The organism is Halomonas elongata DSM 2581, assembly GCF_000196875.2.
Taxonomy (GTDB): Bacteria; Pseudomonadota; Gammaproteobacteria; order Pseudomonadales; family Halomonadaceae; genus Halomonas; species Halomonas elongata.
In genome coordinates this window covers 1-19,915 of the sequence record NC_014532.2, presented here as the reverse complement: position 1 = coordinate 19,915, position 19,915 = coordinate 1, and the positions used below count along the sequence as shown (strand labels likewise).

Here is a 19,915-nt window from a genome sequence, read left to right as displayed (position 1 = left end):
TCAGGAGTCCCGATGACACATTTCTTGAACCAACAGCCGCCCCGCCTGCTGGTCGTGCGCAACGACAAGCTCGGCGACTTCATGCTCGCCTGGCCGGCCCTGGCATGCCTGAAGGCCAGTGAACCCGCCCCCCACGTCAGTGTCCTGGTGCCCGGCTACACCGCCCCCGTGGCACGACTCTGCCCCTGGGTGGACGAGGTCATCATCGACCCGGGCGATGAAGCTGGCCGCGACGCCCGGCGCGACTTGCTGGACCGAGTGCGAACGGCCAACTTCGATGCCCTCTTGACCCTGTTCTCCACGCCGCGCATCGGCTGGCTGGGCTGGCGCGCCGGCATTCCGCTGCGCCTGGCGCCGGCCACCAAGTGGGCCCAGCTATTCTACAATCACCGCATCACCCAGCGCAGGTCCCGTTCGGCGAAACCCGAATACGTCTACAACATGGAACTGGCGGAGGCCCTGCTGGATGCGCTGGGACTGTCGCGGCCGGAGCGCCCGGCGCCTCCCTACTGGCCGCTTTCTACGCACGAGCAGGATGCGCAGCGGCGCCGGGTCACCGAGGAACTGGCCATCGATCCCGAGCGTCCCTGGGTATTTTTGCATGCCGGTAGCGGCGGCTCGGCGGTCAACCTGACGGCGGAGGCCTATGCTCGATTGGCTCAAGGCGTCGCCTCGCGTCTGGAAGAGAGTGTGTCACCGGTGTGGATCCTGACCGCCGGCCCCGGCGAGGAAGCCAATGCCGACGCGCTGCTCCAGACCCTGGAGGGCATGGCGCTCGACGCCCATCGGCTGCCGGCGCGCAACGGCCTCGGCGACTTTGCTCTGAGCCTCGCCGCGGCGGACCTGTTCATCGCCGGCTCCACAGGCCCCCTGCACATCGCCGGCTGCCTGGATCGCGCCACCGCCGGCTTCTATCCCGCTCGACGCTCGGCAACGCCCCTGCGCTGGCAAACCTGCAACGAGACGAGTCGACGCCTCGCCTTCCGCCCCCCCGAGGGAGCCGGCGAAACCGACATGCATGCCATCGACCTGGAAGACGCCGCCGAGCGGATCGCCCGACACCTGGCGTCGTCCCCGACAAGCGAGCCCAGCACATGACTCCCATTACCGGCATCATCATCACCCTCAACGAGGCGGACAACGTCGCCGACTGCATCGCCTCGCTGCAACGCGTCTGCGAGGAAGTCATCGTCGTCGACTCCGGCAGCAAGGACGACACCGTGAGCCTGGCCGAAGCGGCCGGCGCCCGGGTCATTCACCAGTCCTACCTGGGCGATGGCCCCCAGAAGGCCTTCGCCGTCCCCCAGGCACAGCACGACTGGATCCTCGCCCTGGACGCCGACGAGCGCCTCGACGACGATGCGGTCACGGCGATCCAGGGGCTGACGCTCGACGATCCCCGACAGGCCTATCGATTCAGGCGGCGCAACTTCGCCGGCAACCACTGGATCCGCGCGGCGGGCTTCTATCCCGACCCGGTCACACGACTGTACAACCGCACCACTTCGGGCTATCTGCCCAAGAAGGCGCACTCCTCGGTCCAGGCGCCATCGGTGGTCGATCTCGACGTGCACATCCGCCACTTCACCTATCGCGACCTGTCCCACTGGATCACCCGCATTGATCAGCTCTCCAGCCGCGATGCCTGGGCCATGAAGGAGCGCGGCAAGCCTCCTTCCCGATATCGTCCCGTGCTGCATGCACTCAGCGCCACCCTGCGCAAGCTGATCCTCAAGGGCGGTATCTTCCAGGGCCCGGACGGTTTCACGGTCGCCATGACCACGGCGTTCCACGCGTACATGAAGTATGCCAAGCTGAACGAACTTCACGAGAACGAACGCGCCAACTCCGATGATGCCTGAACGTTCCCTGCCCGATTGGCTGCGTGAACCTCGCTGGTGGGCCCTGCTGGCCCTCGGCCTGGCCCTGGGCCATGCCGCCGTGACGGTGACCCCGCTCCCCTACTGGATGCTGCCGCCCATCGCCGCCGGCTGGCTGTTGCTGGCACGCACCCTGCATTGGGGCGCCCCGTCGCGTCATGCGCCGGCACGCGGCTGGCCCTGGTCGCTCGTGCCGCTGATTTTCTGGGGCGTCTACGTCTATCTCGCCGACAGCTTCGGCATCGTCGATCTCGGCGCGGTATTCTTCCACCTGCAGGCCGGCATCAGCGAGCATGGCGGTGGTGAACGCACCATCGTCGCCATCCTCTACACCCTGGCGATGCTCCCGGTCCTGGCGGCCTTCACCTGGCTGGTCCGCCATGATCACCGCTGGCGACTGCTGGAGCGCCTGCTGGCTCTGGTCTTGCTGGCCACCAACCCACTGCTATACGGCATCGGGCAGCGCGGGGCGGCTATCGTCGCCGAGGAAGGAGCCTGGCTGGAGCAGCGCTACGTTGACCCGGTGATTCTCGAGGCGCCCTCCTCTCCGCCCAACCTGCTGGTCATCTATCTGGAGAGCCTCGAGCAGACATACGCCGATCGCGAGCGCTTCGGCGATGTCTATGCCCCCCTCACCGCCCTGGGCGATCAAGGCGTGGTGTTCGAGGGCGTGCGCCAGATCGACAACACCGGCTGGACCATGGCCGGCATGATCGCCAGCCAGTGCGGGGTTCCCCTGATGCCGGCAGGGCTACTTCACGACAGCCAGCTGGAGCCGCTCGAGCGGGTCGTGCCCGGGGTTTCCTGCCTGGGCGACCTGCTCGCCGAACAGGGCTATTCGCTGACGTATCTGGGAGGCGCCAGCAAGCGTTTCGCCGGCAAGGGCAGGTTCTACGAGGGACATGGTTTCTCGCGGGTTCTGGGCCGCGATGACCTCGCCCCCAGGGTGGACAACCCGGACGACCTGAATAGCTGGGGCCTCTACGACGACGACCTCTATGACTTGACTGTCGAGGAGATTCGACGCCTGGAGAAACAGGAAGGGCCCTGGGGACTGGTCAACCTGAGCCTGGCCACGCATCCGCCATACGGCTATCCACCCGATGAGTGCCGCCGGCGCCAGGGCGAATTCGACGGCACGGATATCCTCTACAGTGTCGAGTGTTCCGCCCGCATGGCGCATGATCTGGTGAAACGCCTCGCCGGCGAGGGGCTGCTGAAGAACACTCTGGTGGTCATCGCCAGCGATCATCTTTCGATGCGCGTCTCGGCCTGGGAGCAACTGACCGCCGGCCCGCGCAGCAACACCTTCATGCTGCTCGGCAACGACCTCGCCCCTCGGCGCATCAAGGTCGAGGCCTCGACCATGGACATCCTGCCCACGGTGCTCGAGGCCATGGGCTTCGTCATCGACTGGCATCGTGCCGGGCTGGGCGTGTCGCTGCTATCGGAGGAACCGACCCTGGTCGAGCAACACGGCCTGGAAACCCTCAACGATCAGCTCAAGCGGGAAACCGCGCTGCACGAACGTCTCTGGCAGGGTCTCGACATCGAAGGCATGGCGCCGGATGACACCTCGAGGGCAAAGTCGCCCTGGCTGTCACCCGAGGCGCCGCCGGCGGAAGCGGCGGAGTGAATGCCGCCTGCCATGTCGAGACGCTCGACGGCTAACCGCGAATCGCGCGCAGCAGGCGCTCCGGCGGCAGGTGGTTGAGGCAATTGGTGTGGCCCAGCGGACAGGTGCGCTCGAAGCAGGGCGAGCACTCCAGCGCCAGGTAGTGAATCTCGGCATTGTCGGTCAGCGGTGGCGTGTAATCGGGCGAAGACGAGCCATAGATCGCCTGAACCCGGGTGCCCGTCGCCGCCGCCACGTGCATCAGGCCGGAGTCATTGGTCACCGCCTGCCGGCAATCGGCGAGCAGGTCCACGGCATCGCCCAGGCGAGTCCGCCCGCAGAGATTGTGCGCACCCTCCAGTCCCCTGGCGATCACATCGCCGGCCTCGGCGTCCTTGGGGCCGCCCATCACGCGCACCTCATGGCCCTCGGCCACCAGCGCCTCGGCCAGTTGGCGGAAATAGGTCAGGGGCCACTGCTTGGCCGGCCCGTACTCGGCCCCCGGCATCATCGCGATGGCCGGACGCGAGCTCAGGCCGAGCGTTTCACGCAGCCGCTCCAGATTGGCCTCATCCCGACGCAGTTCCGGCCTGGGCAAGGCGAAGTCGCCGCCTGCGGCCTCATCGGCCGGCAAGCCGAGCGCCACGAAGCGCTTGACGGTCTGGTCGAGCACCGACTTGTCGAGACGGCGGCGGTCATTGAGCAGAACGTAACGCTGCTCGCCGGTAAAACCGGTACGCCGGGGAATGCGCGCCAGAAACGGCACCAGCGCCGATTTCCACGAACGCGGCAGGACCAGGGCCCGATCGAAGCGCCCGCGCAGCTCGGCGGCCAGTCGGCGCCGTGTCGCCCAGCCGAACTCGCCATGTCCGACTTCCAGGGGCGCGACTTCATCGACCTCCTCCATGCGCTCGAGGATCGGCCGCGACCAGGCCGGCGCCACGACGCCGATCCTGGCGTCCGGCTGCCTCGCCTTGAGGGTCTTGAACAGGCTCTGGGCCATGACCATGTCGCCGACCCAGGACGGGCCGACGACCAGGATGCGCTCGCCGGGAGCGGCCTCAGGCATTCAGCCACTCCAGATAGGCCTTCACACCCTCGGCAACGGTGTGAAACTCACGGTCATAGCCGATCTCGCGAAGCCGCTCGATATCGGCGCGCGTGTAGCTCTGGTAGCGCCCCTTGAGGTTCTCGGGAAAATCGATGTACTCGATCCGACCACGGCCATAATAGTCGATCACGGCCTCGCCGATGGCCTTGAAGGGTTCGGCACGCCCGGTCCCCAGGTTGAAGATCCCCGAGGCCTCCGGGTTGTCGAGGAACCACAGGTTGACGTCCACCACGTCGCCCACATAGATGAAGTCGCGGCTCTGCATGCCGGCCTCGAACCCGTCCCAGGCACCGAACAGCTTGAGATCCTCGCCGGCGCTGATCTGGGTATGGTGGTGATAGGCCACGCTGGCCATCTTGCCCTTGTGCTGCTCCCTGGGGCCATAGACGTTGAAGTAGCGAAAGCCCACCACCTGGCTCTCGAACTCGTGATGCCGGGCGCGCACGTACTGGTCGAACAGCAGCTTGGAGTAGCCGTAGACGTTCAGCGGCTTCTCGTGCTCGGGCTCCTCGCGGAACACTTCGCTGCCGCCATAGGTCGCGGCGGAGGACGCGTACAGGAAGGGAATGCCCTTGAGCTGACAGAAATGCAGCAGCTCCTTGGAGTACTCGAAGTTGTTCTCGAGCATGAAGCGGCCATCCCACTCGGTGGTGTCGGAGCAGGCCCCCTCGTGGAAGATGGCCTCGATGGGCGGCAGATGCGTCGGCTCGCCGCGCAGCGCCGCCCTGACCCGAGCCAGGAAGTCGTCCTTGTCGAGGTAGTCGCCGAGTGTGCAATCGGCGAGGTTGATGAACTTGGTGCCGTCGCGGAGATCGTCGACCACCAGGATGTCGTCACGGCCTCGTTCGTTGAGTGCCTTGACCAGATTCGAGCCGATGAAGCCGGCTCCGCCTGTCACTACGATCATGGGATTCCCCTTACTCCGAACCTGCGCCTATAACCGATCTGCCTGTGATTGTATACTTGACGGCTCGTGAATTCATGGCCAACGGTGCTTTTGCAATGACACAGTCGACGCCAGACGTGACAACCTTCCAGGGCCTGATCCTGGCCCTGCAGCAGTACTGGGCCGAACAGGGCTGCGTGGTTCTACAGCCCCTGGATATGGAGGTCGGGGCCGGGACCTTCCATACGGCCACCTTTCTGCGCTCCATCGGCCCCGAGACCTGGAACGCTGCCTACGTGCAGCCGTCCCGTCGCCCCACCGATGGCCGTTATGGCGAGAACCCCAACCGCCTGCAGCATTACTACCAGTTCCAGGTGGTGATGAAGCCTTCCCCGGCGGACCTGCAGGAGCTCTATCTCGGCTCGCTGAAGTGTCTCGGCATCGATCCCCTGGTCCATGACATCCGCTTCGTCGAAGACAACTGGGAATCGCCCACCCTGGGTGCCTGGGGGCTCGGCTGGGAGGTCTGGCTCAACGGCATGGAGGTTACCCAGTTCACTTACTTCCAGCAGGCCGGGGGGCTGGAATGCTATCCCGTCACCGGCGAGCTGACCTATGGCCTCGAGCGTATCGCCATGTACGTGCAGGACGTCGACAGCGTCTATGACCTGGTGTGGACAGTGGCACCGGACGGCTCCAGGGTCACCTACGGGGACGTCTTCCTGCAGAACGAGCGCGAGCAGTCGGCCTACAATTTCGAGCATGCCGACGTTCCGGCCCTCTTCGAGGCCTTCGACCATCAGGAACGCGAGTGCACCAAGCTGCTCGATGCCAGCCTGCCGCTGCCCGCCTACGAACAGGTGCTCAAGGCCTCGCATACCTTCAACCTGCTCGATGCCCGTCACGCCATCTCCGTGACCGAACGGCAGCGCTACATCCTGCGCGTCCGCACCATGGCCCGCGATGTGGCCCATGCCTACTATGAATCCCGCAAGGCCGCCGGCTTCCCGCTGGCATCCGAGGCCCTGCGCCAAGAACTGCTGGCGAACGAGTCGCCTGCCGAACAGGGAGACGCATGAAGATGGCCGCCGATACCTTTCTGCTCGAACTGGGCGTCGAGGAACTGCCGCCGAGCGCGATCGACACCCTGTCCGATGCCCTCGCCGATGGCATTCGCCAGGGCCTGGACGACGCCAATGTCGAACATGGCGACATTGACGCCTACGCCAGTCCGCGACGCCTGGCCGTGCGGGTTGCCGCGCTGGCCGACAAGCAGCCGGACCGCGAGGTCGAGCGTCGCGGCCCCTCCCTGGCTGCCGCCTTCAAGGACGGCGAGCCGACCAAGGCCGCCGAGGGCTTTGCCCGCTCCTGCGGCGTCAGCGTCGACTCGCTGATCCACCTCGAAACGGACAAGGGAACCTGGCTGGGTTATCGCGAACAGCAGCCGGGAGAGGCCACCACGACCCTGCTTCCGGCCATCGTCGAGAAGGCCATCGCTGCCCTGCCCGTGCCCAAGAACATGCGCTGGGGCGCTTCCCGGGTCGAATTCTCGCGTCCCGCCCACTGGCTGGTGATGCTCTATGGCGAGCGCGTCGTCGAGGCTTCCGCCCTGGGGCTCCAGGCCGGCCGCACCACCCGCGGCCATCGCTTCCACGCGCCGGAACCCATCGAGCTCGGTCACGCCGACGACTACCTCGGCGCCATGGAGAATGCCTGGGTCCTGGCGGATCGCGAGCAACGCCGCGAACGCATTCGTGAACAGGTGCTCGCCGAAGCCGAAGTCCAGGAGGCCACGGCGGTAATCGACGAGGAGCTGCTGATTGAAGTCAGCGGTCTGGTCGAGTGGCCGGTCGCCCTGACCGGCAGCTTCGACGAACGCTTCCTGGAAGTGCCCGCCGAATGCCTGGTCTCCTCGATGAAGGCCAACCAGAAGTACTTCCACCTGCTGGACGATGACGGCAAGCTCAAGCCCCGCTTCATCACCATCTCCAACATCGACAGCCAGGCGCCCGAACTGGTCATCCAGGGCAACGAGAAGGTCATTCGCCCCCGCCTGGCCGACGCCGCCTTCTTCTATGACACCGACCGGCAGCGCCCGCTCGTCGAGCGCGTGCAGGAGCTGTCCAGCGTCGTCTTCCAGCAGCAGCTCGGCACCCTGGCCGACAAGGCCCACCGCAGCGCCGCCGTGGCCGCCTTCATCGCCGGCCGCATCGATGGCGATGTGGGCCATGCCCGACGCGCCAGCGAACTGGCCAAGTGCGATCTCGTGACCGAGATGGTCCAGGAATTCCCTGAACTCCAGGGCACCATGGGCCGCTACTACGCCACCCACGACGGCGAGGATGCCGAGGTGGCCCGCGCCCTGGAAGAGCAGTACCTGCCGCGCTTCGCCGGTGACGAGGTTCCCAGCACGCGCACCGGCCTGGCTCTGGCCCTGGCGGATCGCCTCGATACCCTGACCGGCATCTTCGGCATCGGCCAGCGTCCCAGCGGCACCAAGGATCCCTTCGCCCTGCGTCGCGCCTCCATCGGTGTACTCAACATCCTGATCAAGGGTGAACTGGATCTGGACCTGCGCGAGCTGCTCGAACTGGCCGCCGCCCAGCATCAGGAGTTGCCTTACGCCGAGGGGCTGGTCGACGAGGTTCTGGCCTATATGCTCGATCGCTTCCGCGCCTGGGGCCGCGACGAAGGCATCGAGGCCGAAGTCTACCTCGCCGTACGCGCCCGCCCGGTGACCAAGCCGCTCGACTTTGCCCGGCGCCTGCAGGCGGTGCACGCCTTTGCCAGCCGCGAGGAAGCCGCCGCCCTGGCCGCCGCCAACAAGCGGGTTTCCAACATCCTCGCCAAGCAGGACGACGAAATTGCTCCCGAGGTCGATACCAGCCTGCTGGCAGAGGACGCCGAGCGCGACCTGGCCGAAGCGCTGGCCCAATGCCGGGAGAAGGTCGCCCCCCTGTTCGCTGAAGCCCGCTACAGCGATGCCCTGGATGTTCTCGCTGGCTTGCGCAACCCGGTGGATCGCTTCTTCGACCAGGTAATGGTCATGGCCGAGGATGCGGCAGTGAAGCGCAATCGACTGGCCCTGCTGGCCAGCCTCCAGGCGCTGTTCCTCGAGGTCGCGGATATCGCCGAACTCCAGCACTGACCTTCGCCCCGGGAAAACCGGTGGCACAAATGAAGGGGCCTGTTTCACGTGAAACAGGCCCCTTCTCGTTTCAGGTCTCGCCCCACCCCGCTTCCCTCAACGCCCCTCCCCTGCTCCACGATGTTTCACGTGAAACATGCTTGTCCGGTTTCTTCCCACGCGGCTGGGTCGGACCGGGAGCCTATCGACGAGAAAACCCTATTTGAGAAAGCGGGTCGATTGATCAATAATCGAGCGGCTCGCTTCTATCGCTTTTTCCTCCCCAGACGAGGTACCTCGGTGTCCCAATCCAATACCTCAAGCCATGTTCCTGAATCCCCGCTTTCCATTCTCTTCATCATGGATCATCTGGACACCGGAGGAGCACCGATCGTGGTGCGCAATCTGATCAAGGAGATGAGCGCTCAGGGTGTGCGGGTCACCCTGCTGTTGCTCAGTTCGAGGCCCCGTCATGAACTTCCCGATGACGTCCTGACCATCGATGTCCCCTTCGCTCCTACCAGCCTCTATCAGCGGCTGAGGCGTTACCATCTCCATGCGAAAAAGATCGAAGCAACCCTCGAATCAGCGCCAGTGAGAGAGCGGGGTCCCTTCGATCTCGTCATGGCCCATCTGCACCATGCCCACCAGGTGGTATCTCGGACCTCTCTGGCACAAACGTCATGGTATTGCCTGCACTCCGATCCCGTTTCGGCCTTCCTCGGCAACAAGCGAGGCCTGGCACGCCGGATCAAGAAGTACAAGGTGAAGCGCCTCTACCACGGACGCAAACTGGTCACCGTCTCGAAAGAGATGTTGAATCGCTTGTCAGCACATTTCGGCATCCACCCCGAAAAGGGCGTCAGCATACTCAACCCATTGGATATCGAGCACATTCGGCAACTGGCGCACCAGAGCGTCAGCGATATAGCCGATGATGAATTCCTGGTATTCGTGGGACGACTGGACCTTCGCGCCAAGCGTTTCGACCGCCTGCTCGAAGCCTATCGACAAAGCGGCACCGAATTGCCCCTGCTCATCATCGGAGGGGGATCAAGCAGCGAACAAGTGGCACGACTCATACGCGACATGGGTCTCGAGGATAGGGTGAGAATGCTGGGACACCGGGACAATCCTTATCCCTATATGGCCCGCTCCCGGGCCTTGCTGCTCAGCTCGGACTACGAAGGCTTTGCGCTCGTGCTGGCGGAGGCACTTTCCCTGGGCGTTCCCGTCATCAGCACCAACTGCCCATGTGGCCCGGCGGAAATTCTTGGCAACAGCCTGAAGGACTGCCTGGTACCGGTCGATGACACAGCGGCTTTCGCCCGGGCAATATCCAGGGTGATAGCGGCGCCCCCAGCCATCCCGCACGACATCTGCGACAACTTCCAGCTGGCAACCGTCGCCCGCCGCTATACGTCTCTCACCCAAGCGTAACGCTCGCCCACCGCTTGGGGTTCGCTCCCCTTCACGGGTTCTCGGAAATGCCCTGCTGCCCTCAGAGGACCTCGAACTGGGGCAGCACCGTTTCCTTGAGGAACTGTTGATAATGGCGTGGCTCGATGGTCACCGGGGCTTGATCCATTCGCCTGAGGGCCTCGGCTAGGCCGTCTTCATCGTCCGGCGCAACGAGAAAATCCGCCAGCTCATGGGTAAGAATCTCGCGCGGCCCGCTCGGGCAGTCCGTGCTGACGACAGGGGTATGCAGCAGCAGCGACTCGATCAGCACGCGCGGCAGGCCCTCGGCATCGGAGGTCAATACCATGGCCTTGGCATGGCGGATGAAGGGATAGGGGTTGTGATGGTAGCCCAGCCAGACGACCCGATCCTCGAGGCCAAGCGAGGCGATCTGGCGACGAACCTCTTGCTCGTGTTCCGGCTTGCCCTTGCCCATGATGGCCAGCGGGGTCGTTATGCCGCTTTTCGCATAGGCACGCAGCAATCGGTCATGGCGCTTGCGTGGTTCGATCGCCGCCACGCACAGCAAGTAGTCGCCTTCGGGAACGGGAGCGGGTTCGTCGGCCATGGCAACGAAGGGCTCCCGCTCGTAGGGGTTGTAGATGGGCACGATCTTCTCGGCCTCCAGCCCGACGACACCTTCGAGATTCTCCTTCACACCCTGTGAGACAGCGATGACCTGACGGCCATGGTAGAAACGACGGACCTTGTCGAAGGCGCGTTCACGCTGCTTCGGATCGCTGAACTTGGCTGACACATCCGACTTGATCCAGAAGTAGAGATTGGGCAAGTCGAGGTGACGAGTGATCTTGTCGCAGGAACAGGAAATCACGACATCCGGCCGCCAGGGCACCAGGGCGCGCCGTATCCGTGAGGCTTGCCACTTTTCGGTCAGCACGGTGCTGGTGGCCTTGGTGAAGCGGCTAACAACGGCCAGGTTCTCGACCTCGAGACCCTCGGGCAGGCGGTGCTCGATACGCTCACGCAGGGTGAATACCTTGACCACATGGCCACGCTGGCGCAATTGATCGGCAGTGTAGAGAAGCGACTTCTGGGCGCCACCGCCGTAGAGGTCCTCGATAACGAAGGCAAAACGCTTGGGGGGTCTGGTCGTCGATTGGCTCATGGTGTGATTCCCGGAGGTGAGCGAATGCGGAGATCCAAGGGCAAGACCGTCGGGCCGAATCTATCCTGCACTGCATCTCGCTGGCGGCCGCTGATTGAACCACGGATTCTAGCATGCTCGGCCTGCAACTGGCGCTGGGGTACAATGTAGTTCCCCAGTCAGGACGCCAGGGGCATCCGGGGAGAGCCAGCATGGGAGCGTACGTCATATCATGAAACTACTGATCACGGGCATGGCCGGTTTCATCGGCCATGCCGTCGCCAAGCGCCTCGCCGGGCAGGAATACGATATCCTGGGCGTCGACAACCTCAGTGATTACTACGACGTATCACTCAAGCAGGCTCGCCTGGACGATCTGGCCGATGCGCCAAACATCCGCTTCGAGCGGCTCGATCTGGCCGACCGCGAGGCGGTAGCCGCTCTGTTCGAAGCGGAAGGCTTCGACCGGGTAATTCATCTGGCAGCCCAGCCCGGGGTACGCTATTCGCTCGAGAACCCCCATGCCTATGCGGATGCCAACCTCCTGGGGCATCTCAATGTGCTGGAAGGCTGCCGCCATGGCCGGGTCGAGCACCTGGTCTATGCATCGTCCAGCTCAGTATATGGAGCCAACGACAAGACGCCCTTTGCCACATCGGACAACGTCGACCATCCCATCAGCCTCTATGCGGCCACCAAGAAGGCCAACGAGCTGATGGCACACACCTACTCCCATCTCTACGACCTCCCCACCACGGGATTGCGCTTCTTCACGGTATACGGCCCCTGGGGGCGCCCCGACATGGCCATGTTCAAGTTCACCCGGGCCGTGCTGGCAGGCGAACCGCTCCAGGTCTACAACCATGGCGAGATGTTTCGGGACTTCACCTATATCGACGATATCGTCGAAGGCATAGTGCGTATTCTGGATGTCGTGCCCAAGCGGGATGAGAAGACCGTGCCGGCCTCACCGGATACCAGCGACGCGCCTTACAGGCTCTACAACATCGGCCACGGCAGCCCGGTGGCCTTGATGGACTTCGTGCGAGCGGTAGAGTCAGCCACCGGCCGCGAGGCAATCTGTGACTTCCAGCCCATGCAGCCGGGCGACGTTCCCCGCACCTGGGCGGATACCGAAGCGTTGTTCGCGGCTACCGGCCATCGTCCCCAGATCGGGGTGGAAGAAGGCGTCGCTCGCTTCGTCGAGTGGTATCGGGACTATTACGGGGTGTGAGTCGGTTCCGCCCCGATGTTTCACGTGGAACATGAGGCCATGCATCGCGCATGCTTCATTTCACGTTTCTTTTGGCCACTCTCCACCGAGCAAGCTCCCCTCCCCCACCTTCAGGTCTCCTAGCGCCCGAGCCGCCACCCTTGGCGGGCCGACATGGCCCCTCATCCCTTTCCCGCAGCGGGAACAACACGCGTTTGGTTGTTTCACGTGAAACACGACTCTACACTGTCGACTCCCTTCACGAGAGATCCAATAGCGCATGTCCGCCAAACTCGTCATCCTGGATCGCGACGGTGTCATCAACCAGGATTCCGATAACTACGTGAAATCACTGGATGAGTGGATCGCCTACCCCACCGCCATCGAAGCAATCGCCAGGCTTCATCGCGCTGGCTGGCGGGTCGCCGTGGCCACCAATCAATCCGGCATTGCCCGTGGGTATTACGATGAAAACGTGCTTGCCGACATGCATCGGTATCTGCGTTCACTGGTACATGCCGCCGGAGGCGAACTGGCCCACATTGCCTACTGTCCGCATGGTCCGGACGATGACTGCCAGTGCCGCAAGCCACTGCCGGGCATGTTGCACGAGATTCGTCTGGCCCTGGACTTGCCCTCTCTCGAGGGAAGCTGGATGGTCGGCGACAGTCTCAGAGATATTCAGGCGGGCGAAGCGGCAGGCTGTCGTCAGGCTCTGGTACTGACCGGCAAGGGAAAGCGCACTTTGGACAAGCACCCCGAAATCGAGGCGTCCCGAGTCGAGGTCTTCGAGGATCTCGCCGCTTTCTCCGACTGGCTGCTCGCCCCTCCCTCGGTCTGAGCCGTTTCCTTGTTGCACGGCCGGCCCCCCTTGGTCACCGGGCTTGGATCATCGAGCGATATGTTTCACGTGAAACATCCATCAAGACGACCATGGCAATGACAATGAAAAGGCCGCATCTTTCGATGCGGCCTTTTTGATGCACTCGACAGGTATGTTCCACGTGAAACATTCTTGCCAATGACGTCGACTAGATATCCAGATTGGCCACCAGAGCATTGCGCTCGATGAAGTCACGACGCGGCTCGACCTCGTCCCCCATCAGGGTGTTGAACATCATGTCGGCCGCCACGGCGTCCTCGATGGAAACCCGCAGCATGCGGCGCGTGTTCGGGTCCATGGTGGTTTCCCAGAGCTGATCGGGGTTCATCTCACCAAGCCCCTTGTAGCGCTGGATGGAAAGGCCGCGCTGGGCCTCGTTCATCAGCCACTCGAGGGCATCGTAGAAGCTGCCAACCGATTTCTTCCGCTCGCCGCGAGCCACATAGGCCCCTTCCTCGACCAGGTTGTCCAGGGTTTCGCCAAGGCCGGCGATGGCCCGGTAATCGGCACTGGTGAAGAAATCCACGCCCCAGACGTAATCCGAGGTAACACCATGCGCGGCCAGGGTCACGGCCGGCAGATAGAAACCACGCTCGCTATCCTCCTCGAGACGGAAGGTATAGCGAGGACCGCCTTCGTAGGAAACGATGGCATCCATCTCGGCTTGCAGGTATTCGATCCAGTTCTGCATGGTCACGCGATCACGCAGACTCTCCTCGCCTTCCAGCTTGGCGGCATGCACGATCTTGCGCAGTACGACATCGGGATAGACCCGCGACAGGCGGTCGATCCGGTTCATGACGTCACGGTACTGATGGACCAGCTTCTCAAGCCCCTCTCCCTCGATACCGGGCGCATCGGCGTTGACGTGCAGCCGCGCCCCATCGAGAGCCGTGGTGGTCAGATAATCGGTCAGGGCCTGCTCATCCTTGAGATAGCTTTCCTGCTTGCCGCGCTTGATCTTGTAAAGCGGCGGCTGCGCGATGAAGACGTGCCCTCGCTCGATCAACTGCGACATCTGCCGGAAGAAGAAGGTCAGCAGCAAGGTGCGGATGTGCGAGCCGTCGACATCGGCGTCGGTCATGATGATGATCGAGTGGTAGCGCAACTTGTCGGGATCGAATTCTTCCCGACCGATCCCGCATCCCAGGGCGGTGATCAGGGTGCCGACCTCGGCGGACGACAGCATCTTGTCGAAGCGCGCCTTCTCCACATTGAGGATCTTGCCCTTGAGCGGCAGGATCGCCTGGGTACGACGATCGCGGCCCTGCTTGGCGCTACCACCGGCCGAGTCACCCTCGACCAGGTAAAGTTCCGACAGGCTGGGATCCTTTTCCTGGCAGTCGGCCAGTTTGCCGGGCAATCCGGCAATATCCAGCGCGCCCTTGCGACGCGTCATGTCGCGCGCCTTGCGTGCCGCTTCGCGTGCCCGGGCGGCATCCAGCATCTTGTTGACGATGGCCTTGGCTTCGTTCGGCCGCTCGACCAGGTACTCCGAGAACTGACGCCCCATCTCCTGTTCCACCGCGGTCTTCACCTCGGAGGACACCAGCTTGTCCTTGGTCTGGGACGAGAACTTGGGATCCGGTACCTTGACCGAGATGATAGCCGTAAGACCTTCCCTCGCATCATCGCCCGAGGTGTTGACCTTGGCTTTCTTCAACAGGCCCTCGGCCTCGATGTAATGGTTGAGCGTCCGCGTCAGCGAGGCCCGGAACCCGGCCAGATGGGTACCCCCATCGCCCTGGGGAATATTGTTGGTGTAGCAGAAGATGTTCTCGGCAAAGGTGTCATTCCACTGCATCGCCACTTCGACACCAACGCCATCCTCGCGCTCGACATTGAAGTGAAAGACCGGATTGAGCACGGTCTTGTTGGTGTTCAGATGGTCGACGAAGGCACGAAGGCCGCCCTCGTAGTGGAAAAGCTCTTCCTTGCCGGTGCGCTCGTCGGTCAAGCGAATCGCCACACCGGAGTTCAGGAACGACAGCTCCCGCAGACGCTTGGCGAGAATATCGTAGTGAAATTCGATATTCTGGAAAGTCTCGGACGACGGACGAAAATGCACCCGGCTGCCGGTCTGCTCGGTGGTGCCGACTACCGCCAGAGGCGCCACGGCCTCACCGTGCCGATAGATCTGCTCATGAACCTGCCCCTGCCGCCAGATCGTCAGTTTCAGCTCCTCGGAGAGCGCATTGACCACCGAGACGCCGACGCCATGCAGGCCACCGGATACCTTGTAGGAATTGTCGTCGAACTTGCCGCCGGCATGAAGCACCGTCATGATCACTTCGGCGGCCGACACGCCCTCTTCCTCATGGATCTCAGTGGGAATGCCGCGTCCGTTGTCGCGAACCGTGATCGATTCGTCCGGGTGGATCACCACGCCGATTTCACTGCAGTGTCCGGCCAGGGCTTCATCGATGGAGTTGTCCACCAGCTCGAACACCATGTGGTGCAGGCCTGTACCGTCATCGGTGTCGCCGATGTACATGCCGGGCCGCTTGCGTACCGCATCCAGGCCCTTGAGGACCTTGATGCTTGATGAGTCGTAAGCTTGTTCGCTCATTGACTACTCCATCATGAAGTCTGTCTGTCCATTGGCAGCAGCTGCCCCTGCCCCGCCTCTGTATGTTTCACGTGAAACATCGACACCGGCGTGTCCACATCCCACGAGCCAGTCAAGGCATTCGGATCGACACTGGTGATAAACGCCTGGCAGCGCATGTGCGCCAACCATTCGCAGAAGACCCGTCGGTGCTCGCCATCCAGCTCGGCCGGCAGATCATCGATCAGATAGACGCAGGAGCGGCCTGTGAGACGTTCCAGCAGTCGCCCCTGGGCCAGCTTGAGTGCGCTGACCACCAGCTTCTGCTGGCCTCTCGACAGGATCTCGATCGCCGGTCGACGCCCCAGTCGGATGCCGAGGTCCGCCCGCTGAGGTCCCTGTTGAGTAAACCCCATCTGCCGATCGGTCTCCCTGCTCTGCTCGAGGACATCGGCCAGCTGTCGCTTGCGATCCCACCCCCGGGCATAACGCAACTGAAGGCCGGGCAAGGCAATCAGTCCTTCCAGGGTTTCCTGAAACACGGGTAGAAACGCATCTATCCAGGCGCGACGCAATTCATCCAGCCGTGCGCCCCAATGGGCCAGTTCCCGTTCCCAGGCGCCCATTGACGCATCGGACATTCTACCATGTCTGAGGAGCGCATTCCGATGCTTCAGCGCTCTTCGAAAACGCTTCCAGGCATCGAGAAAATCATGTTTCACGTGAAACACTCCCCAGTCGAGAAACTCGCGACGCCCCGCCGGAGAACCTTCCAGGAGGCGAAAGGCATCCGGGTTGATCAGTTGCAGCGGCAGGGTCTCCACCAACTGTGAAACACGGCCCACTCTCTCCCCCGCCAGGCGCATTTCCAGTTCATCGCTGTCGCGTCGACGACGCACGCCGATGGGCAGGGGCGGCTCTCCCGACAATCGGCCATGCAGGGTTACGCCATCTTCTTCATGGGCGATGGCATGACGTAACTGACGCGTGCGGAAAGAGCGCCCCATCCCCAGGACATGAATCCCCTCCAGCAAGCTGGTCTTGCCGGTACCGTTGTCGCCGATGAAGAGATTGATCCGGGGGCCGGGAGACAGCTCCAGAGCCTGGAGATTCCGCAGGCCCTGGAAAGCGAGACGATCGAGAGGCATCGAGGGAAAGGATCCTATTGCCGATGTCCACGGAAGGGAACATCGGCACGGGAAAAGTCGAAGGTCGTCTTAAAGGCGCATCGGCATGACGACATAGAGTGCATCGCCACCGCCTGGCTCCTCGAGCAGGGCACTGCTGTTGGGATCGGCCAGGGTCAGCTGCACGCGATCCTCGTCCAGCACACTGAGCACATCGACCAGATAGCCGACATTGAAGCCGATCTCCATGGCCGGCCCGGTGTATTCGACGCCGACGTTCTCCTCGGCCTCCTCCTGCTCGGGGTTGTTGGCCATGACGCGCAGGTTGCCTTCCTCGAGGTTGAGGCGCACGCCGCGATACTTCTCGTTGGAGAGGATCGCGGTACGCGACAACACCTGGCGCAGTTCCGTGCGTTCGGCGATGAGCACCTTGTCCCCGCCCTTGGGCACTACACGCTCGTAATCGGGGAACTTGCCGTCCACCAGCTTGGAGGTGAAGGTGAAGTCCCCGGTGTGGGCACGGATATGGGTCGACCCCAGCGTCAGGCTCACCGGGTCCTCGCCGTCATCGAGCAGACGAACGAGCTCCATGATCCCCTTGCGGGGCACGATCAGCTTCTGGGAGGGCTCGACCTGGATTTCAGCAGAGCGCGATGCCACCGCCAGACGGTGACCATCGGTGGCCACGGCCCGCACCAGATTGGTACCGAATTCCAGCAGCATGCCATTGAGGTAATAGCGAACATCCTGCTGCGCCATGGCGAAGGAGGTGGCGTCGATGAGGCGCTTCAGGGTACCGCGCGGCAGGCTCAGCTCGACGCTGCTCTGGCCATCCTCGATATTGGGGAACTCGGCTACCGGCAGGGTCGAAAGCGTGAACCGCGAACGCCCGCTGCGCAGAACCGCCCGATTGTCCTCCAGGGCAAGTTGAATCTCGGCCTGGTCCGGCAACGACTTGCAGATATCCATCAGCTTGCGTGCCGGCACGGTGGCCGACCCAGCTTCGTCCACCTGGCTGGCCACGGTGCGACCGATCAGCTCGACTTCCAGATCGGTGCCGGTCAACGACACCTGATCCTGCTCGACCTGGATCAAGACGTTCGACAGCACCGGCAAGGTCTGACGCCGCTCCACCACGCCGGCGACCAGTGTCAGCGGGCGCAGCAGCGCTTCTCGGGAAATGGAAAATTTCATGTCGACTCCACTTCTTGTCCTGGAGGGATTGTAGGCCGGCGAGCCGACCGGTCGATCGATACCTGGCGAACTCAGCTCGTCAGCAGACGTAGCAAGTTCTTGTAATCTTCGCGAATATCCGCGCTTTCATCCTGCAGCGCCTGCACCTTGCGGCATGCATGCAATACCGTGGTGTGATCCCGGCCGCCGAAGGCATCGCCGATTTCGGGAAGACTGTGATTGGTCAATTCCTTGGCCAGCGCCATGGCGACCTGGCGCGGCCGAGCCACGGAGCGCGAACGGCGCTTGGACAACAGATCCGACAGCTTGATCTTGTAGTACTCGGCCACCGTGCGCTGGATGTTATCCACGCCGACCTGCTTGTCCTGAAGGGCCAGCAGATCCTTGAGCGACTCACGGATGAAATCCTGGGTGATGGTCTTGCCCATGAAATGGGAATCAGCAATGACCTTCTTCAACGCCCCCTCGAGCTCGCGTACGTTGGAGCGGATCTTCTGGGCAATGAAGAAGGCCGCATCATGGGGCAGATTGACCTTGGCCTGATCGGCCTTCTTCATCAGGATCGCGACCCGGGTCTCGAGCTCCGGCGGCTCGATCGCCACTGTCAGCCCCCAGCCGAAGCGCGACTTGAGGCGCTCCTCTACCCCACTGATTTCCTTGGGATAACGGTCCGAGGTCAGGATCATCTGCTGACCGCCTTCGAGCAAGGCATTGAAGGTATGGAAGAACTCTTCCTGAGAGCGTTCCTTGCCGGCGAAGAACTGGATATCGTCGATCAGCAAGGCATCGACACTACGGTAAAAGCGCTTGAAGTCATTGATGGCATTGAGCTGCAGCGCCTTGACCATGTCGGCGACGAAGCGCTCGGAGTGCAGATACACCACCCGTGCGTTCTCGCGGCGGGCATCCAGGGCATTGCCGACGGCATGCATCAGGTGGGTCTTGCCCAGGCCGACGCCGCCATAGAGAAACAGCGGGTTATAGGCGCCACCGGGATTTTCGGAAACCTGCCGCGACGCAGCCCGGGCCAATTGGTTGGACTTGCCCTCGACGAAGGTTTCGAAGGTGAAATTATGGTTCAGACCACTGTTGTGCTTGAGGCTACCCTCGACCTGGACCTGGCGTTCGCCCGTCGGACGACGCTGCTGCGCCTCGCCTTCCTCGCGTAACTGGTCGATTTCGGATTCATCCGCCACATCACCCCGCGGCGGCGTATGCACGGCGGGCGACCGAGGCGCCGCGGACACGGGATCGCCGAGCTCTCGCGGCTGGGGAGCGGGAGCCGCACGGCGACTACCCACCGTCAACACCACCTTGGGCGGCTTGGCAGGGGCCAGCTCGCGCATCAGTTCGCTGATACGCTTGGCATACTTGTCACTGACCCAATCGCGCACGAACCGGTTGGGCGCCAGCAGGCGCAACTGGTTGGACTCCCCCTCCTCTTCCGCCTGCAATGGGCGAATCCAGGTGTTGAACTGCTGGGAGCTCAATTCATCCTGCAGGGTAGCCAGACACTGTTGCCAGAGAGCGAGCGACACGCGACCTCACATCGTAGATTCAAGAACGACCGCACATTGTATCGCCCAACCTCCGGGTTATCCACATGAAGCAGCGATTCGATTGCCTTTGTGGAAAACCCTGTCCCGAAGGCCGGGAAATGACCGGGAGGAATATGGTGATCATCCAGCGCTGTGGACAAGACTCCTTTCCATGCAACGGATACCCACAGTGGATACACCACTGCCCCCAAGGATGTCCACACCAT

General features: G+C 62.9%; 15 protein-coding genes. 8 read left to right on the top strand and 7 right to left on the bottom strand.

Going from position 1 to position 19,915, the window contains the following annotated elements; all coding sequences use genetic code 11:
• Positions 1-12: 12 nt before the first annotated feature.
• Genes HELO_RS00075 through HELO_RS00065 form a run of 3 tightly spaced genes read left to right on the top strand, consistent with a single transcriptional unit; the run spans position 13 to position 3,516 of the window.
• Positions 13-1,098 carry a glycosyltransferase family 9 protein gene (locus HELO_RS00075; protein ID WP_013330773.1) on the top strand — a complete coding sequence of 362 codons (1,086 nt, stop codon included), beginning with the start codon at positions 13-15 and terminating at the stop codon, positions 1,096-1,098.
• Positions 1,095-1,862 (top strand): glycosyltransferase family 2 protein, encoded by a 768-nt coding sequence (locus HELO_RS00070; RefSeq protein WP_013330772.1) that lies wholly within the window; start codon positions 1,095-1,097, stop codon positions 1,860-1,862. The genes HELO_RS00075 and HELO_RS00070 overlap by 4 nt, the downstream gene beginning before the upstream one ends.
• The gene (locus HELO_RS00065; RefSeq protein WP_013330771.1) at positions 1,852-3,516 is read left to right on the top strand and encodes a sulfatase-like hydrolase/transferase; all 1,665 of its coding nucleotides are present in this window, start codon (positions 1,852-1,854) and stop codon (positions 3,514-3,516) included. Before HELO_RS00070 ends, HELO_RS00065 begins: the two co-directional genes overlap by 11 nt.
• A gap of 31 nt (positions 3,517-3,547) precedes the next feature.
• Here HELO_RS00065 and waaF read toward each other — a convergent pair whose 3' ends face one another.
• Complete coding sequence (waaF, locus tag HELO_RS00060) at positions 3,548-4,564, bottom strand: lipopolysaccharide heptosyltransferase II (protein WP_013330770.1); 1,017 nt, start codon at positions 4,562-4,564, stop codon at positions 3,548-3,550.
• Positions 4,557-5,513 carry an ADP-glyceromanno-heptose 6-epimerase gene (rfaD, locus tag HELO_RS00055; RefSeq protein ID WP_013330769.1) on the bottom strand — a complete coding sequence of 319 codons (957 nt, stop codon included), beginning with the start codon at positions 5,511-5,513 and terminating at the stop codon, positions 4,557-4,559. The genes waaF and rfaD overlap by 8 nt, the downstream gene beginning before the upstream one ends.
• A gap of 95 nt (positions 5,514-5,608) precedes the next feature.
• Here rfaD and glyQ point away from each other — a divergent pair, with 95 nt between their 5' ends.
• The 3 genes from glyQ to HELO_RS00040 all read left to right on the top strand — a co-directional run bounded on the left by glyQ (position 5,609) and on the right by HELO_RS00040 (position 10,059).
• The gene (glyQ, locus tag HELO_RS00050) at positions 5,609-6,571 is read left to right on the top strand and encodes a glycine--tRNA ligase subunit alpha (RefSeq protein ID WP_041601814.1); all 963 of its coding nucleotides are present in this window, start codon (positions 5,609-5,611) and stop codon (positions 6,569-6,571) included.
• Positions 6,572-6,573: 2 nt separating this feature from the next.
• A complete protein-coding gene (gene glyS, locus HELO_RS00045; protein ID WP_041602293.1) occupies positions 6,574-8,640 on the top strand; it encodes a glycine--tRNA ligase subunit beta in 2,067 nt (688 codons plus the stop codon).
• 129 nt (positions 8,641-8,769) lie between these two features.
• Positions 8,770-10,059, top strand: coding sequence for a glycosyltransferase (locus HELO_RS00040; RefSeq protein ID WP_162301207.1), 1,290 nt, complete (start codon positions 8,770-8,772; stop codon positions 10,057-10,059).
• A 61-nt stretch (positions 10,060-10,120) separates the two neighbouring features.
• Here HELO_RS00040 and HELO_RS00035 read toward each other — a convergent pair whose 3' ends face one another.
• On the bottom strand, positions 10,121-11,206 hold the full coding sequence (locus HELO_RS00035) for a glycosyltransferase (RefSeq protein WP_013330765.1): 1,086 nt from the start codon (positions 11,204-11,206) through the stop codon (positions 10,121-10,123).
• A 211-nt stretch (positions 11,207-11,417) separates the two neighbouring features.
• Between HELO_RS00035 and HELO_RS00030 the strand changes: the two genes are divergently transcribed.
• The gene (locus tag HELO_RS00030) at positions 11,418-12,419 is read left to right on the top strand and encodes an NAD-dependent epimerase (protein WP_013330764.1); all 1,002 of its coding nucleotides are present in this window, start codon (positions 11,418-11,420) and stop codon (positions 12,417-12,419) included.
• A 259-nt stretch (positions 12,420-12,678) separates the two neighbouring features.
• Positions 12,679-13,239: a D-glycero-beta-D-manno-heptose 1,7-bisphosphate 7-phosphatase gene (gene gmhB / locus HELO_RS00025; protein WP_013330763.1), complete on the top strand. Its 561-nt coding sequence runs from the start codon at positions 12,679-12,681 to the stop codon at positions 13,237-13,239.
• A 190-nt stretch (positions 13,240-13,429) separates the two neighbouring features.
• Here gmhB and gyrB read toward each other — a convergent pair whose 3' ends face one another.
• The 4 genes from gyrB to dnaA all read right to left on the bottom strand — a co-directional run bounded on the left by gyrB (position 13,430) and on the right by dnaA (position 19,688).
• On the bottom strand, positions 13,430-15,850 hold the full coding sequence (gyrB, locus tag HELO_RS00020) for a DNA topoisomerase (ATP-hydrolyzing) subunit B (protein ID WP_013330762.1): 2,421 nt from the start codon (positions 15,848-15,850) through the stop codon (positions 13,430-13,432).
• Between the two features lie 11 nt (positions 15,851-15,861).
• The gene (gene recF, locus HELO_RS00015) at positions 15,862-16,977 is read right to left on the bottom strand and encodes a DNA replication/repair protein RecF (protein WP_013330761.1); all 1,116 of its coding nucleotides are present in this window, start codon (positions 16,975-16,977) and stop codon (positions 15,862-15,864) included.
• Positions 16,978-17,046: 69 nt separating this feature from the next.
• Complete coding sequence (gene dnaN / locus HELO_RS00010) at positions 17,047-18,150, bottom strand: DNA polymerase III subunit beta (protein WP_013330760.1); 1,104 nt, start codon at positions 18,148-18,150, stop codon at positions 17,047-17,049.
• A 71-nt stretch (positions 18,151-18,221) separates the two neighbouring features.
• Positions 18,222-19,688 carry a chromosomal replication initiator protein DnaA gene (gene dnaA, locus HELO_RS00005; protein WP_013330759.1) on the bottom strand — a complete coding sequence of 489 codons (1,467 nt, stop codon included), beginning with the start codon at positions 19,686-19,688 and terminating at the stop codon, positions 18,222-18,224.
• Positions 19,689-19,915: the final 227 nt, after the last annotated feature.